Origin of the sequence: Nonomuraea sp. NPDC050383 (assembly GCF_044459125.1) — a bacterium.
Classification (GTDB): domain Bacteria; phylum Actinomycetota; class Actinomycetes; order Streptosporangiales; family Streptosporangiaceae; genus Nonomuraea.
This window is the reverse complement of sequence record NZ_JBITIP010000013.1, coordinates 195,212-209,203: the sequence shown is the minus strand read 5'-3', so window position 1 is coordinate 209,203 and position 13,992 is coordinate 195,212. Positions and strand designations below refer to the sequence as shown.

15 protein-coding genes are annotated in these 13,992 nt (G+C 72.1%); 11 read left to right on the top strand and 4 right to left on the bottom strand.

Going from position 1 to position 13,992, the window contains the following annotated elements; translation table 11 throughout:
* Positions 1-34 precede the first annotated feature (34 nt).
* The 4 genes from ACIBG4_RS29530 to ACIBG4_RS29515 all read left to right on the top strand — a co-directional run bounded on the left by ACIBG4_RS29530 (position 35) and on the right by ACIBG4_RS29515 (position 3,654).
* On the top strand, positions 35-931 hold the full coding sequence (locus ACIBG4_RS29530) for an N-acetylmuramoyl-L-alanine amidase (protein ID WP_397204595.1): 897 nt from the start codon (positions 35-37) through the stop codon (positions 929-931).
* A gap of 228 nt (positions 932-1,159) precedes the next feature.
* Positions 1,160-1,366 (top strand): cold-shock protein, encoded by a 207-nt coding sequence (locus tag ACIBG4_RS29525; protein WP_310710267.1) that lies wholly within the window; start codon positions 1,160-1,162, stop codon positions 1,364-1,366.
* A gap of 332 nt (positions 1,367-1,698) precedes the next feature.
* Positions 1,699-3,126, top strand: coding sequence for a DEAD/DEAH box helicase (locus ACIBG4_RS29520; RefSeq protein WP_397204594.1), 1,428 nt, complete (start codon positions 1,699-1,701; stop codon positions 3,124-3,126).
* A 57-nt stretch (positions 3,127-3,183) separates the two neighbouring features.
* Entirely contained in the window at positions 3,184-3,654 is a 471-nt protein-coding gene (locus tag ACIBG4_RS29515; protein WP_397204593.1) for a PPOX class F420-dependent oxidoreductase, read from the top strand.
* An 86-nt stretch (positions 3,655-3,740) separates the two neighbouring features.
* Here ACIBG4_RS29515 and kstD read toward each other — a convergent pair whose 3' ends face one another.
* Positions 3,741-5,531 (bottom strand): 3-oxosteroid 1-dehydrogenase, encoded by a 1,791-nt coding sequence (gene kstD, locus ACIBG4_RS29510; RefSeq protein ID WP_310710262.1) that lies wholly within the window; start codon positions 5,529-5,531, stop codon positions 3,741-3,743.
* A gap of 261 nt (positions 5,532-5,792) precedes the next feature.
* Between kstD and ACIBG4_RS29505 the strand changes: the two genes are divergently transcribed.
* Positions 5,793-6,422 carry an adenylate kinase family protein gene (locus ACIBG4_RS29505; RefSeq protein ID WP_397204592.1) on the top strand — a complete coding sequence of 210 codons (630 nt, stop codon included), beginning with the start codon at positions 5,793-5,795 and terminating at the stop codon, positions 6,420-6,422.
* 72 nt (positions 6,423-6,494) lie between these two features.
* On the opposite strand, the gene ACIBG4_RS29500 is transcribed toward ACIBG4_RS29505, so the two are convergent.
* The gene (locus ACIBG4_RS29500; protein WP_310710259.1) at positions 6,495-6,761 is read right to left on the bottom strand and encodes a DUF1876 domain-containing protein; all 267 of its coding nucleotides are present in this window, start codon (positions 6,759-6,761) and stop codon (positions 6,495-6,497) included.
* Positions 6,762-7,008: 247 nt separating this feature from the next.
* Between ACIBG4_RS29500 and ACIBG4_RS29495 the strand changes: the two genes are divergently transcribed.
* Together ACIBG4_RS29495 and ACIBG4_RS29490 are read left to right on the top strand one after the other, a co-directional pair.
* A complete protein-coding gene (locus ACIBG4_RS29495; RefSeq protein ID WP_397204591.1) occupies positions 7,009-7,851 on the top strand; it encodes a universal stress protein in 843 nt (280 codons plus the stop codon).
* Positions 7,852-7,963: 112 nt separating this feature from the next.
* The gene (locus tag ACIBG4_RS29490) at positions 7,964-8,203 is read left to right on the top strand and encodes a hypothetical protein (RefSeq protein ID WP_310710254.1); all 240 of its coding nucleotides are present in this window, start codon (positions 7,964-7,966) and stop codon (positions 8,201-8,203) included.
* A gap of 359 nt (positions 8,204-8,562) precedes the next feature.
* On the opposite strand, the gene ACIBG4_RS29485 is transcribed toward ACIBG4_RS29490, so the two are convergent.
* Positions 8,563-9,213 carry a TetR/AcrR family transcriptional regulator gene (locus ACIBG4_RS29485; protein ID WP_310710250.1) on the bottom strand — a complete coding sequence of 217 codons (651 nt, stop codon included), beginning with the start codon at positions 9,211-9,213 and terminating at the stop codon, positions 8,563-8,565.
* Between the two features lie 93 nt (positions 9,214-9,306).
* Here ACIBG4_RS29485 and ACIBG4_RS29480 point away from each other — a divergent pair, with 93 nt between their 5' ends.
* The 3 genes from ACIBG4_RS29480 (at position 9,307) to ACIBG4_RS29470 (ending at position 12,091) form a co-directional block, all read left to right on the top strand.
* Complete coding sequence (locus tag ACIBG4_RS29480) at positions 9,307-10,527, top strand: alpha/beta hydrolase family protein (protein WP_397204590.1); 1,221 nt, start codon at positions 9,307-9,309, stop codon at positions 10,525-10,527.
* 14 nt (positions 10,528-10,541) lie between these two features.
* Positions 10,542-11,114, top strand: coding sequence for a TIGR03086 family metal-binding protein (locus ACIBG4_RS29475; RefSeq protein WP_397204589.1), 573 nt, complete (start codon positions 10,542-10,544; stop codon positions 11,112-11,114).
* Between the two features lie 248 nt (positions 11,115-11,362).
* Positions 11,363-12,091, top strand: coding sequence for an SDR family oxidoreductase (locus ACIBG4_RS29470; protein WP_397204588.1), 729 nt, complete (start codon positions 11,363-11,365; stop codon positions 12,089-12,091).
* A gap of 29 nt (positions 12,092-12,120) precedes the next feature.
* On the opposite strand, the gene ACIBG4_RS29465 is transcribed toward ACIBG4_RS29470, so the two are convergent.
* A complete protein-coding gene (locus ACIBG4_RS29465; protein WP_397204587.1) occupies positions 12,121-12,690 on the bottom strand; it encodes a TetR/AcrR family transcriptional regulator in 570 nt (189 codons plus the stop codon).
* 78 nt (positions 12,691-12,768) lie between these two features.
* On the opposite strand from ACIBG4_RS29465, the gene ACIBG4_RS29460 reads away from it, so the two are divergent.
* On the top strand, positions 12,769-13,968 hold the full coding sequence (locus ACIBG4_RS29460; RefSeq protein WP_397204586.1) for an MFS transporter: 1,200 nt from the start codon (positions 12,769-12,771) through the stop codon (positions 13,966-13,968).
* Positions 13,969-13,992 lie beyond the last annotated feature (24 nt).

The window sequence follows — 13,992 nt, the reverse complement described above, 5'->3', positions numbered from 1 at the left end:
GGCGCGGGCGGCCCCGGCCGGTACGGTACGAGGCATGCGCGCCGTCGGCAAGGCACCGGCGATCGCCGCCGCGCTGCTGGCACTGGCCACGGCGTGCGGCGGCGGCGCCGTCCCGCCCGTCCGCGAGGCCACCACGGCCGCCGACGCCACCACCGGCACCACTGCCCCCACGCCCCCGGTCGGCCCGTCCTCGTCACCGCTCCCTTCGCGGACCGGCATGTCCGGCATGTCCGGGACGTCCGCCCAGCCGCGGAGCGGGCAGAGCGGTAAGCCGCTGGCCGGGAAGGTCGTCGTGATCGACCCCGGCCACAACGGCGGCAACGCCGCGCATCCCACCCAGATCAACCGGCAGGTCGACGTCATCACCGGGCGAAAGCCGTGCAACACCACCGGCACCAGCACCGACGCCGGGTACCCCGAGCACGCCTTCACCTGGGACGTGGCCCGCAGGCTCGGCCCGCTGCTCCAGGCCGAGGGCGCCACGGTCGTGCTCACCCGGCCGGACGACAGGGGCGTCGGCCCGTGCGTCACCCGGCGGGCCGTCATCGGCAACGAGGCCCGGGCCGACGCCGTCCTGTCCATCCACGGCGACGGGGCGGCGCCGTCCGGCCACGGCTTCCACGTGATCCTGCCCGGCCTGGTCGCCGGCCACAACGACGCCGTGATCCGGCCGTCGCGGCGCCTGGGGCTCGACGTCCGCGACGACTTCCACCGCGGCACCGGCCTGCCGTTCGCCACGTACACCGCCAGGAACGGCCTGTCGGTCCGCACCGACCTCGGCGGCCTCAACCTGTCGACCAGGCCCGCCGTGTTCATCGAGTGCGGCAACATGCGCAACCGCGGCGACGCCGCCAAGATGTCGGCCCCGGCCTTCCGGCAGCGCATGGCCACCGCCCTCGCCGCCGGCATCACGCGTTATCTCCACGGATGACATCTCCACGGATGACGGACGCGTCCCGGGGCGTGCACAGCACGGCCGGCTGTGTGCTAGGTTAGTTCCAGTTGCAGTTGTGGTACCCATAAGAACTTGTGTGCACCTGACGGTATGTAACCTCAGGTGCATTTTTGTTTTCCGGTCTTCTCCGGGTGTGGTCCTATCGCGGCGACGCGGAATCCGCGATGCGGGTTTCGGCTTTGCACCTATCAAGAGGAGATCAACATGGCTAACGGAACCGTGAAGTGGTTCAACTCCGAAAAGGGCTTCGGCTTCATCGAGCAGGACGGCGGCGGCGCTGACGTCTTCGCCCACTACTCCAACATCGTCTCCCAGGGCGGCTACCGCGAGCTGCACGAGGGCCAGAAGGTGGCCTTCGACGTCACGCAGGGCCAGAAGGGCCCGCAGGCGGAGAACATCGTTCCCGCCTGACCCTGAGGCACCACGCAGCTGGGGCCCGCGCCGTAGGGTGTGGGCCCCAGCTCGTTGCTCTTGTGGTACCCGATGCGTCGTGACGGCCTCACGGACCGCACACCGGATGGACCACTGATGGCTCCGGACCGGGCACAAGCCCGCTCCAGCCCCCTTTTGACCGGCATTTCAGCCGCCGTTCTCGTCGGCGAATGCCGACCGTTTCGATGTCCGGGTCCAGGCTGTTCTCCGCCGGCTCGGCTCGTCTTTTCTTCGGCTCGTGCTCGCCATTCTCTGTGCCGCTCGTCGCGCTGGGAATCACTTGACACGTGCCGTACCGAGGAAGGTTCTGCATGAACCATGCAACTCGCACGCACGACAGTTACTCCCCCTCCCGCACGGGCGGCTCTGCCAACAGGCGCGGCCGATTCGGCTCGTCGGCTTCGGGCCGTTCAGGCGCCTCCGGCCGTTCCGGTGGTTACGGGCGGCGTCCCGCCGCGCTGAAGGGGGAATTCGCGCTGCCGGTCACCGTCACCCCGGCCCTGCCCGCAGCCGCGACATTCGCTGAACTGAACATGCCGTCCGCGCTGATGAAGACGCTCACCGGCCTGGGCATGAACGAGCCGTTCCCGATCCAGGCGGCCACGTTGCCGAACTCCCTGGCTGGCCGGGATGTCCTGGGGCGGGGGCGCACCGGGTCGGGCAAGACACTCGCCTTCGGCCTGGCCCTGCTCGTCCGCACCGCCGGACAGCGTGCCCAGTCGCGGCAGCCGCTGGCCATGATCCTCGTTCCCACGCGGGAGCTGGCCCAGCAGGTCACCGACGCGCTCACCCCGTACGCCCGGTCACTTAACCTCCGGCTGGCCACCGTCGTCGGCGGCATGTCGATCGGCCGGCAGGCCAGTGCGCTGCGCAGCGGCGCCGAGGTCGTCGTCGCGACGCCGGGACGGCTCAGGGATCTCATCGAGCGCGGCGACTGCCGCCTGGACCAGGTCGGCATCACCGTGCTGGACGAGGCCGACCAGATGGCCGACATGGGCTTCATGCCGCAGATCACCCATCTGCTCGACCAGGTGCGCCCAGGTGGCCAGCGGATGCTGTTCTCCGCCACTCTGGACCGCAACGTCGACCTGCTGGTCCGCCGCTACCTGAGCGACCCGGTGGTCCATTCGGTCGACCCCTCGGCGGGCGCGGTCACCACGATGGAGCACCACGTCCTGCACATCCAGGGCGCCGACAAGCATGCCACCACTGTGGAGATCGCTGCGCGCGACGGCAGGGTGATCATGTTCCTGGACACCAAGCACGCCGTGGACCGGCTCACCGACACCCTGCTCAGCAGCGGCGTACGCGCCGCCGCGCTGCACGGGGGCAAGTCCCAGCCCCAGCGCACCCGCACCCTCGAGCAGTTCAAGACCGGCCACGTCACGGTGCTGGTGGCGACCAACGTCGCGGCCCGCGGCATCCACGTCGACAACCTCGACCTCGTCGTCAACGTCGACCCGCCGAGCGACCACAAGGACTACCTGCACCGCGGCGGCCGCACCGCCCGCGCGGGCGAGTCCGGCAGCGTCGTCACCCTCGTCCTGCCCAACCAGCGCCGTGACATGACCCGCCTGATGGCCGACGCCGGTATCGTCCCGCAGACCAGCCAGGTCCATTCGGGCGAGGCCGAGCTGAGGCGTATCACGGGCGCCCAGACCCCCTCGGGGATCCCTGTGACCATCGCCGCACCGGTCGCCAACCGCCGGCCGGGACGGAACACCCGACGGTTCAGGTAAGGGTCGCGCCGATAGCCTGGGCCTCGCCCCGGACACGTGACTAGGGAGAGGCACCGGATGGCTCCGAACATCGCGACCGCGCGCCGCGTCGACCTGCCCGAACTGCTGGAGTTCCTGCGCCCCAGGCACCACGGGCTGCTGGCGACCACCCGCGCGGACGGGCGGCCCCAGCTCTCGCCGGTGACGTGCGGCGTGGACGGCGAGGGCAGGATCGTCGTCTCGACCTACCCCGACCGGGCCAAGGCCCGCAACGCCCGCCGCGACGAGCGGACGTCGATCTGCGTGCTGTCCGACGACTGGAACGGCCCGTACGTCCAGGTGGACGGGCGGGCCGAGGTGCTGGACCAGCCGGAGTCCCTGGAGGCGCTGGTCGAGTACTACCGGTGCATCGCGGGCGAGCACCCCGACTGGGACGAGTACCGCACGGCGATGGAGCGGCAGGGCAAGTCGCTCATCCGTCTGCACATCGACCGCTGGGGGCCCATCGCCACGGGCGGGTTCCCGGCGCGCCTGGCCGCCGGCGACTGACCCGCCCCGGAGCCGGCCGCCACCCGCTGGAGGGGGCGGGCGGCGGCCGGGGCCCTGCGGGGATGCGCCCGGGGGAGGCGGCTCGCTCAGGCGGAGGCGATGTCGTTCGCCGCCACGTAGCCGAAGGTCATGGCCGGGCCGAGCGTCGAGCCGGCCCCGGCGTAGCTGTGACCCATGACGGCGCCGCTGGCGTTCCCCGCCGCGTACAGGCCGGCGATGACGGACCCGTCGGCCCGCAGCACGCGCGCCCGCGCGTCCGTGCGCATGCCGCCCTTGGTGCCCAGGTCGCCAGGGACGATCTTGAACGCGTAGAACGGCGGCAGCCACAGCGCCGCGAGGCAGGGGTTCGGCTTGACGTACGGGTCGGCGTAGTAGCGGTCATAGACGCTGTCGCCGCGGTGGAAGTCGGTGTCCTTGCCCGTGGCCGCGAACCCGTTGAACCGGGTGACGGTCGCGCGCAGCGCCGCCTGCGGGACGCCGATCTTCTGGGCGAGCTGCTCGACCGTCGCCGCCCTGAACACGGCCCCGCTGTCGTACCAGGAGTCGGGGAACGGCAGCAGCGGCGCGATGTCCTTGAACAGGTACTTGTTGCGGTAGTTCTGGTCCACGATCAGCCAGGCCGGGATGTGCGGCGCCGACGGGGTGTCGCGGTCGTACATGATGTGCACGACGTCGCTGTACGGCGCTCCCTCGTTGACGAAGCGCTCGCCCTTGCCGTTGACCAGGATGCAGCCGGGCAGGGTCCGCTCGGCCAGGCAGAAGTACGGCTCGCCGGGCAGCGGGATGGCCGGGCCCCACCAGGCGTCCTCCATGAGGTCCAGGGCGGCGCCGGCACGCTCGCCGGCCTCGATGCCGTCGCCGGTGTTCTCCCGGGCGCCGACCGTCCAGGAGGTGCCGATGGGCTGCCGCTGGTACTCCGCGCGCATGGCGGCGCTGTGCTCGAACCCGCCGGAGCCGACGATCACGCCGCGGCGCGCCTTGACCAGCGTCTGGGTGCCCTCGCGGTCGACGAGCACGCCGGTGGCGCGGCCGTTCTCGATGCGCAGGTCCGTGAGCGGGGTGTTGAGCCAGACCGGGACGCCGGCCGCGAGCAGACCGGCGCGCAGCCCGCCGGCCAGGGCCTGGCCCATGGTGAGGGGCTTCTCGCCGCGCAGCGCGGCCGCGGTCCCGCGGGCCAGGCAGGCGGCGCTGACCTCCAGGCCCTTGGGGTTGACGGCGGCCAGCGTCAGCCACTTGTAGTCGGCGCTGAAGACGACCAGGCCGGCCGGGGTCGGGATGTAGGAGGGGTTGAGGCGGGCCAGCTCGGCGCCGAGGATGCGGCCGTCGAGCTGGTCGGGCTCGATGGATCGGCCGTTCGGCATGCCGCCGGGGTACTCGGGATAGTAGTCGGAGTAGCCCTCCATGAAGCGGAAGCGCAGCGGGCTGTTGCGCATGACGAACGAGATCATGGCCGGGCCGTTGGCGAGATACGCCTGCTGCCGGGCCGCGGGCACCGTGTCACCCACGACGCGGGCGAGGTAGGCGGCGGCCTTGGCCGGGGTGTCGGGCACGCCGGCGGCCAGGATCACCTCGTTGTTGGGGATCCAGATGCCGGCGCCGGAGCGGGCGGCGGATCCGCCGAAGGTCGGCGCCTTCTCCACGACGACCACGCTCAGGCCGCGCTTAGCGGCGGTCAGCGCGGCGGTCATGCCGGACGCGCCGGATCCCACGACCACGACGTCGTACTCCGCCTGCGCGTAGGCGGGGGAGGGGCGGCCGAGGGTGGCGCCGGCGACGAGGGCGCCGCCGGTCAGGGCGGCGCCACGCAGCAGGGCGCGCCGGGTGGGCCCGGAGGGCGGGGCCGTGGGGACAGTCTCGGACGTGCTGAGCTCAGGCATGCAGGATCCGATCCCTTCAACGTGCGTGCGCCGCGACGGCGGAGCTCGCCGGCGGCGGCCGGAGGAACAACCGCGATGGCACCTCGCGCCGGTGCGAACGCGACGAACGGGCTGGGGATGTGGCCCCCGTCACAGCATGAAGCATGCGCTTGGTTGGTTCGCCTGTCAACGTTCCTCTGTCCACACGACGCGCCGTCCGCCCCCTGCGACCCGCCAGTGGCCCGCGGCGACCGACAATGGGACATGCGCAAATATGTGATCATGGGCGTTCAGGGGAGTGGCAAGGGCACCCAGAGCAAGCTGCTCGCGGACGACCTCGACCTCACCCATATCAACGTCGGCGAGATCTTCCGGTGGCACGTCAAGCAGCACACCAAGATCGGCGCCCAGGTGCGCCGCATCGTCGCCGCGGGCGAGCTGGTCGGCGACGACCTGGTCGAGGACGTCGTCCGCGAACGCCTCCAGCAGCACGACTGGAACTACGGGTTCGTCGTGGACGGTTTCCCGCGCAACCGGCGGCAGGCCGAGTTCTTCCTGGAGAGCTACGACATCGACGGCGTGATCCACCTCGACCTGCCCGACGAGGAGGTGCGGCGGCGCGTGCTGGCCCGGCGCCTCTGCTCACGCTGCGGCATGGACTACAACCTCATCGCCCACCGCCCCGAGACCGAGGACCGGTGCGACGTGTGCGGCGGCGAGCTGGTCGCCCGCGAGGACGACACGCCGGAGGCACTGGCCCGGCGGCTGCGCGACTACCACGACAAGACGGACCCGGTGCTGGAGCTGTTCCGCGGCAAGGAGTACGTCACGAGCGTGGACGCCCGCGGCGACAAGGCCACCATCCAGCGCACCATCCGCGAGCGTCTCGGCCTGCCGTCCTACCAGCCGTGACGGGCCGGCCATGACGGGCCGGCCATGACGGACCGGTCATGACGGGCCGGCCGTGACGGGACGGGCCGGTGCTCACCGGACCTGGGCCGGGCCTCCCAGGTCGGCGACGTCCCGGGCGGCGTCGCCCAGGAGCTTGTCGGCCAGGTCCATCAGGGCGCGGCCGGCGGCCAGCTCGTCGCCGATCTCCGGGACCGGACGGTCGGCCGGGTTGCGCCGGGCGACGCCCACGCTCTCGTGCCACCTCGTGCCGCGCGCCGACAGGACGGCTCGCGCGAGCGTCTGCTCGTCGCCCTCGTCCTCGCTGATGTAGATCTGCACGGTCCACTGCTTGGCGTTCATCGCCGTCTCCTCGCCTCGCCTCGCGTTCCGTGCCCGTCTTGTCGCGCTCTCGTCGCGCCGGGCACCCCTCCCTGGGAGGCGTGCCCCGCGCGACGCCGCCGAATCGCCCCAGCTCGACGGGGCGGCCCGGGTGGGGAGGGCTCGGCGGGGCGGTCTCCGGCGGCCGTTCGGCCTCACCGGTCGGGACCAACGGCCCTGCCGTCCGGCGGCCCTTTCGGGTGCGATGGAAGTGGACAGGGAGGCAACCATGATCATCGTAGGTGTCGACGGCTCGCCGCACGCGCGCGCGGCCGTCGAGTGGGCGGCGGACGACGCCCTGCGCATGCGCCAGCCGCTGCGCATCGTGCACGCCGTGGACCGCTCGCCGTACCAGATCGCGAAGTTCCCCGCCGCCCAGTGGCCCGACGCGCTCGTCCGGGGCGGGGAGCAGGCGCTGGCCGAGGCGCTCGCGGTGGCGCGCGAGCGCCAGCCGTCCGTCGAGGCGAGCACGCGGCTCCTCGAGGGGCCGCCCGCGATCGTGCTGCGCGACGAGGCGGCCGACGCCGCCGAGGTCGTCGTCGGCAACAGGGGGCTCGGCGGGTTCGCGGGCGCGCTGCTGGGATCGGTCAGCGTCCACGTGGCCGGCCAGGTCCGCTGCCCCGTCGTCGTCGTACGCGGCGAGACCGACCGGCGGCACGACCGGATCGCGGTCGGCGTGGACGACTCGCCCGAGTGCGAGCCCGCCCTGGCGTACGCGTTCGAGCAGGCCAGGCTGCGCGGCTGCGCCATCCGAGCCGTCTACGCCTGGTACATGCCCGTCTACGCGTTCGCGCCGTGCCCGAACGACATGGACGCGATCCGCGAGGCCGCGGACGAGATCATCAACGACCGTCTCGAACGGTTCAAGAAGGAGTACCCGCAGGTCACGGTCGAGGAGGACGTCCAGGCGGCGCACCCGGTGGACGCGCTGCGCCAGGCGTCGACCGAGAGCGACCTGCTCGTGGTCGGCTCGCACGGGCACGGCGCGCTGGCCTCGACGCTCGTCGGCTCTGTCAGCCGCGGCGTCCTGCACCACGCGGACTGCCCCGTGGCTGTCGTGCGCGCCCGCTGAGGGGCCGTGGCTGTCGGCGGCATCGGCCACGGCCGGGATCGCCTCCTTGCGGACCCGTCTTCTTGGCAACCGTAGTTGACTGATTCGGATTTAGTCAACTACGGTTGCTTTCATGGCCGCACCCGAGCTTCCGGACATCTCCGCCCCGCAGGATCCCGCCGACGCGCTGGCGGCCGTGGCCGCGTTGCGGCGGCTGGCCGACCAGATCGAGGACGCCGCCGTCGAGCAGGCCATGCGGGCGGGCTGGGGCTGGCCGCGGGTCGCCGAAGCCCTCGGCGTGACGCGGCAGGCGGTCCACAAGAAGCACGCCAAGCGGCTCATCGCCGCGGGTGTCCGGCTGAGGAGACGCTGACGACGGCCCCCATCGACCACTACATCAACACGATCATCGAGCGCGGAGCCGACGAGGCCCGCGAGGACGGATCGGCGGCCATCGAGGCCCGGCACCTGCTGCTGGGCATGGCGACCTTGCGCGACGCCGACACCCGCGACGCCGTCGTGAACGGGCCCTGACCCTGGCGGGCATCGACCGCGAGGGTCTGATGGAGCGTCTTCAGCGGGCGCTCGCCCAGGAGGCGCCCGCGTGAGCGCCGTCCCCGGTGCGGGCCCCGTCCCCGGTGCGGGCCCCGTTCCCGACGTGGGCCTCGTTCCCGGCGTGGCGCTCCGGGCCGACGGCCTGCGCATGCGGTACGGCGACGCCGAGGTCTTGGTCTACCCCTCCACCACCGTCCACGACTGGCGCGGCTCGTCTGGAACGGCATGGGGCGCTGTGCGTCGTCCGGCGGGACTGCGCAGCGCGAGCAGGCGCTCGACCAGCGTGTCGACGTAGTCGGGGGTGAGCGGCCCCGCCCCGAACAGGGTGCGGATGTACATCGGGGCCAGGATGTGGTCGAGGATGTCCAGGCCCTCCGGCGGGTCTTCCCCCCGTTCGCGGGCGCGATCGAGCATGCCCTGGATCTGGCGTGCGCGCTCGGCCAGGAACGCGTCCCGCGCCCGCGTGCCGTCCTCTCCGGCCGTGGACAGGGTGATGACCAGGCGCAGCACCGCCAGCCCGTCGGGGCCGGTGATGTCGCGGGTCACACCGGCGGCGTAGGCCCGCAGATCCTGCTCCAGGCTGCCGGTGTCGGGGATGGGCGAGGTGGTGGTGAGCCAGGTGATCGCCACATCCATGAGCAGGTTCTCCAGGGTGCCCCAGCGGCGATAGACGCTGGTGTCGGCCACGCCCGCACGTTCGGCGACGTCACCGACGGTGAAGGCGCCGTGGCCGCGCTCGGCGATGAGGCCTGTGACCGCCTGGTGCACCGCCGCGCGTACGCGGGCGCTGCGCCCTCCGGGCCGCCGGGCTCGCTGCTGTTCCGCCATGCGCCCATCTTAACGCAGACGCCACTTGCGTTTGCTCTGAACCGTGCCCTACAGTCCTCCTGTCGCAGCTGGCACCTGCTTTAAGGAGCGATCATGAAGCCGCTGTTCTTCCCCGACAACCCCAGCTTCTGGTACGAGACCCTGCGCATCTTGGGGCATATCACCTACGGCGGCGCCGACTTCGGCGAGGTCGCCGTCACCAGCCAGCGGATCACTTCTGGCGACTACGACAGCTGGCACGACGAGTGGCTGGCCACCGCCGACCGGGTGGCCGACGAGGGCAAGGCGGCCCTGAAGGGTGGCCATCGCATCAGCGCCCGGGACGCCTTCCTGCGCGCGTCGAACTACTACCGCGCGGCCGAGTTCTTCCTGCACGGAGACGCCGCCGACCCGCGCATCCGGCACGCCTACGACCTCTCGGTGGCCTCCTTTCGCCAGGCCGCCACGCTGTTCACCCCGGCCGTCGAGCCGGTGGAGATCCCCTACGAGGACACGGTCCTGCCCGGTTACCTGTACCGGGCCGACGATTCCGGCGCCGCGCGGCCGACCGTGGTGATGCACAACGGGTTCGACGGCACGGTGGAGGAGATGCACTTCTTCGGGGCCGCCGCGGCCGTCGAGCGCGGCTACACGGTGCTGGCCTTCGACGGGCCCGGGCAGCCGGGCACCCGCCACAGCCAGGGCTTGATGTTCCGCCCCGACTGGGAGAACGTGGTCGGCCCTGTCATCGACTACGCGCTGACCCGTCCCGAGGTGGATCCGTCCGGCATCGCGCTGCTCGGCGTGAGCATGGGTGGCCAGCTCGCACCCCGCGCGGCCGCCTTCGACCAGCGCGTCGCCGCCCTCATCTGCCTGGACGGGGTCTATGACCTGGGCGAGATAGCCACCTCCGGCGTTCCGCTGCCGCGGCCCGAGGCCGAGCGACGGCTGCGCGCCGAGCATGACCCGGAGCTGGACGCCATGATGGAGGCGGCGATGGCCGCCGGCCCGATGCTGCGCTGGGCCATCGAGCACGGCATGTTCGCCATGGGCGTCGGCACTCCCCGCGCGTTCGGCGCCGCCTACCTGGACTACCATCTGCGCGGCGGCATCGCCGAGAAGATCACCTGCCCCACCCTGGTCTGCGCCGGAGCCGACGACGGGTTCTTCAAGGGCCAGCCCGACCTGCTGCACGAACACCTGACCTGCCCCAAGACGCTGCTCACCTTCACCGCCGAGCAGGGCGCCGACGCGCACTGCCAGTCCGGTGCCCAGCGGCTGGCTTTCGCCCGCGTCTACGACTGGCTGGACGACGTCCTCGCCAAGACCGCATGACCTCGATGGAGACCATGATGACCCCTGTGATCGACCAGATCGGCCGAGCCCTCGACATGACTGCCGCCATCGTCAAGGGCATCGCGCACGACCGGCTCGACGACCCCACCCTCTGCCCCGGCTGGGACGTACGCACCGAGCTCAACCACCTGGTCGGCGGCATGCGTATCTTCGCCGCCGAACTCACCGGCACCGACGCCGGCGCCGCCCACGAGGACGACTGGCTCGGCGCCGACCCACAGGCCGCCTACACTCTCGCGGCTGACCTCGACCGCGTGGCCTGGCATCGACCGGGCGCGCTGGACGGCACCGTGCGGCTGGGGTTCGGCGCTGTCCCCGGTTCGATGGCCGCGCTCATCCACCTCACCGAGGTTCTCGTGCACGGCGCCGACCTGGCACTCGCCACCGGCCAGGAACACCTCATCGACGAAGAGTCCTGCGGCGAGCTGCTCACGATCATGCGGGGCATGGACTTCGACGCCTTCCGCCGGCCCGGCATGTTCGGACCCGCCCTGCCGGCAGCGGACGAGGCCCCCGCTCATCGGCGGCTTCTGGCCTTTCTCGGTCGCGACGTCGCACACCACTGACCCCCGTGCGACCTCGCGCAAGGCAGGACGCTGGAGGAATCACCCACCGACTGAACTACCCGCTGGGCGGCTCGTGCGGGACAGCGATGCCTGAGTTGCCGTCATCCAGCGTGGGATGGGGTGGCTGTGAGGTCCGCGCGGAGCTTCGCCCTGGGGGAGAACGAGATCCTCGCTGAGGTGGACGGTGTGCCGGAGACGCTCAGAACAGCGCCATCCCTGACAAGGATCATTTGAGTGAGGAGATCGACATGACGCTTGATGGCCGGCGAGTTCTGGTGATGGGGGGCAGTTCGGGCATTGGCGAGGCGAGCGCCGCGCTGTTCGCCCAGCAGGGAGCCGAGGTCGTGATCACCGGCCGTGGCGAGGGACGCCTGGCCGAGGCCGCCGCGCGGATCGGCGGTAAGGTCGCCTTCCAGCGGGTGGACGGCACCAACGAGGAGGCGGTCAGGGGCTTCTTCGCCCAGGAGGCCACCTATGACCACCTGGTGCTGGCGTTGAGCGGCGGTTCGGGCGCGGGCCCGTTCGCCACCCTGGATCTGGAGCAGTTGCGGGGCGGATTCGAGGGCAAGTTCTGGGTCCACGTACGAATCCTGCAGGCGGCCCTGCCCCGGCTGCGCGAGAACGGCTCGATCACCTTGATCACTGCCAGCTCCGCACGGGCGGCCCTGCCCGGCACGGCGGGCCTGGCCGCGATCAACGGGGCGCTGGAGGCGATGATCCGCCCGCTGGCCACCGAGCTGGCCCCGATGCGCGTCAACGCCGTCTCCCCGGGCATCATCGACACCCCCTGGTGGGACAAGCTGCCCGCCGAGCAGCGGGAGGCCACGTTCGCCGAGCACGCCGCCGCGCTCCCGGTCGGCCGGGTGGGCCAGGCCGCGGACGTGGCCCAGGCGGTGCTGCTGGCCGCCACCAACGCGTTCATGACCGGCCAGGTGATCGAGGTCAACGGCGGCCTCACCCTTCCTTCCGGTCGCTGACCCGACAGCGGAGGAGGAGCCCGCCGCGGTCAGGACGCGTGAGTGGCCACGGCGACGACGGCGTCGGTGAGCGCGGCGGCGTAGGCGTCGGTGAGCTTGCCGGCGTCGAACAGCAGCGCGTACCACATCGGGCCGAAGACCAGGTCGATGAGCACCTCGTCGTCGGGGTGGACGACCTGCCCCCGATCCCGTGCCCGGCCGAGGATCTGGCGGACGGCGTCGCGGCGCGCCGCGATCAGTTCGCTGCTCACTCGCCGGGCGAAGGCGGGAGCCTGTAGCGCCTCGGCGGCCAGGGCCTGGTTGAGTGCGCCGGGCACGCCGCGCTGGGCGGCGAAGGTGGGTTCCAGCAGGGCCAGCAGGTCCTCGCGCAGGTCGCCGGTGTCGGGGGTGGGCAGCCGGGTGCGGGCGTAGGCGGCCAGGACGTCCAAGATGACCTCGCCCTTGCCCGGGTAGCGGCGGTAGACGGCCTGTTTGGACACGCCGCTGCGGGCGGCGATGGCCTCCATGCTCACCCCCCGGTAGCCCTGCTCGGTGATCAGGTCCAGGGCGGCTTGGCGGATGGCGTCGTCGACGGCGGGGTCGCGGGGTCGTCCGGTCATGCACCGCAGTCTATTTGACATACGGTGCGTTGCGTATTTAAATCTCATACGCAACGCACCGTATTGAAAGGACAGCGGATGCGCCCCCGTTCCGCCACTCCCGCGCTCCTGTCGCTGGCCCTGGGCTACTTCGCGCTGGGCACCGCCTCACTCGCTGCGGTTGGTCTCAGCGGCCCGATCGCCGCCGACCTGCGGGTGCCGGCCGCTACCGTCGGCACCCTGGTCACCGTCTTCTCCCTGGTGTTCGCCCTGGCCGCCCCGATCGCGGCGATCGCTCTGGGCCGCCTGGACCGCCGCCAGGTGCTGGTGCTGGGCTTGGCGCTGATGACGATCGGCGGCATCGCCAGTGCGGTGGCCCCCACCTTCGTGACCCTGGCCGCCGCCCGGGTGATCGCGGGACTGGGCGCGGCGATCTTCGGACCGGCAGCCTCGGCCACCGGCTCGATGATCGTTCCGGACGAGCAGCGCCCCCGCGCGCTGGCGGTGGTGTTCGGCGGGATGACCGCCGCCACCGTGCTGGGCGTGCCGCTGGCCTCGGCCGCCGGCGCCTCGATCGGCTGGCGGGCCACGATGGCCGCGGTGGTGGCGCTGACCCTGGTGGCGGGTGGGCTGCTGGCGGTGGTGCTGCCGCCGGTGGCGGCGGGCCCGGCCCCCACCGCGCGGGCCTTCGCCGGGGTGCTGCGCACTCACGGAGCCGCCTCGATGATCGCCACCACGCTGCTGGTGCTGACCGCCCAGTTCACCGTCTACGGGGTCGCCGGGGCCTACCTGGCCACCCGGTTCGGCGCTGGTCCCGGTCTGGTGTCGTTGACGCTGCTGGTCTTCGGCGCCCTGGGCATGGCCGGCAACGCCGCCGGGGCCCGCGTCTACGCCTTTCTGGGCGGCGGGCGCACCATCGCACTGGCGCTGGCCGGGCTGACCGTCGCCTTCCTGGCGCTGGCCGGCTTGCCCGCCATGCCCGCGGCCGGGATCGCGGTGTTCGCCTTCTGGGCCGTCTTCAACACCTTGTTCATGGCCCCGCAGCAGGCCCGCCTGGTGGAGCTGCTGCCCGAGCAGCGCGGCATCCTGCTGGCTCTGAACGCCTCGGCGCTGTACCTGGGCATGAGCCTGGGCAGCCTGCTGGGCAGCGGCCTGCTGCCCGCCGTGGGCGGCCGCTGGCTCCCGGCCCTGGCGCTGATTCCGCTCGCCCTGGCCGCCGGTGCGCACGCCGCCTCGCTGCGCCCGCGCCCCGTCCGCCCGGCCGCCCCGGCCACCACCCCCGCCTCAGCCCACCAGTGACCTTCCGCGCCCATTCACCAACGA

Bases quoted from the DNA above. Each gene is read 5' to 3' on its own strand.
- ACIBG4_RS29465 (WP_397204587.1), bottom strand. From the start codon at position 12,690: ATGACCGGACGACCCCGCGACCCCGCCGTCGACGACGCCATCCGCCAA.
- ACIBG4_RS29530 (WP_397204595.1), top strand. From the start codon at position 35: ATGCGCGCCGTCGGCAAGGCACCGGCGATCGCCGCCGCGCTGCTGGCA.
- ACIBG4_RS29520 (WP_397204594.1), top strand. From the start codon at position 1,699: ATGAACCATGCAACTCGCACGCACGACAGTTACTCCCCCTCCCGCACG.
- ACIBG4_RS29495 (WP_397204591.1), top strand. From the start codon at position 7,009: ATGATCATCGTAGGTGTCGACGGCTCGCCGCACGCGCGCGCGGCCGTC.
- kstD (WP_310710262.1), bottom strand. From the start codon at position 5,531: ATGCCTGAGCTCAGCACGTCCGAGACTGTCCCCACGGCCCCGCCCTCC.
- ACIBG4_RS29480 (WP_397204590.1), top strand. From the start codon at position 9,307: ATGAAGCCGCTGTTCTTCCCCGACAACCCCAGCTTCTGGTACGAGACC.
- ACIBG4_RS29460 (WP_397204586.1), top strand. From the start codon at position 12,769: ATGCGCCCCCGTTCCGCCACTCCCGCGCTCCTGTCGCTGGCCCTGGGC.
- ACIBG4_RS29470 (WP_397204588.1), top strand. From the start codon at position 11,363: ATGACGCTTGATGGCCGGCGAGTTCTGGTGATGGGGGGCAGTTCGGGC.
- ACIBG4_RS29485 (WP_310710250.1), bottom strand. From the start codon at position 9,213: ATGGCGGAACAGCAGCGAGCCCGGCGGCCCGGAGGGCGCAGCGCCCGC.
- ACIBG4_RS29525 (WP_310710267.1), top strand. From the start codon at position 1,160: ATGGCTAACGGAACCGTGAAGTGGTTCAACTCCGAAAAGGGCTTCGGC.
- ACIBG4_RS29505 (WP_397204592.1), top strand. From the start codon at position 5,793: ATGGGCGTTCAGGGGAGTGGCAAGGGCACCCAGAGCAAGCTGCTCGCG.
- ACIBG4_RS29490 (WP_310710254.1), top strand. From the start codon at position 7,964: ATGGCCGCACCCGAGCTTCCGGACATCTCCGCCCCGCAGGATCCCGCC.
- ACIBG4_RS29515 (WP_397204593.1), top strand. From the start codon at position 3,184: ATGGCTCCGAACATCGCGACCGCGCGCCGCGTCGACCTGCCCGAACTG.
- ACIBG4_RS29500 (WP_310710259.1), bottom strand. From the start codon at position 6,761: ATGAACGCCAAGCAGTGGACCGTGCAGATCTACATCAGCGAGGACGAG.
- ACIBG4_RS29475 (WP_397204589.1), top strand. From the start codon at position 10,542: ATGATGACCCCTGTGATCGACCAGATCGGCCGAGCCCTCGACATGACT.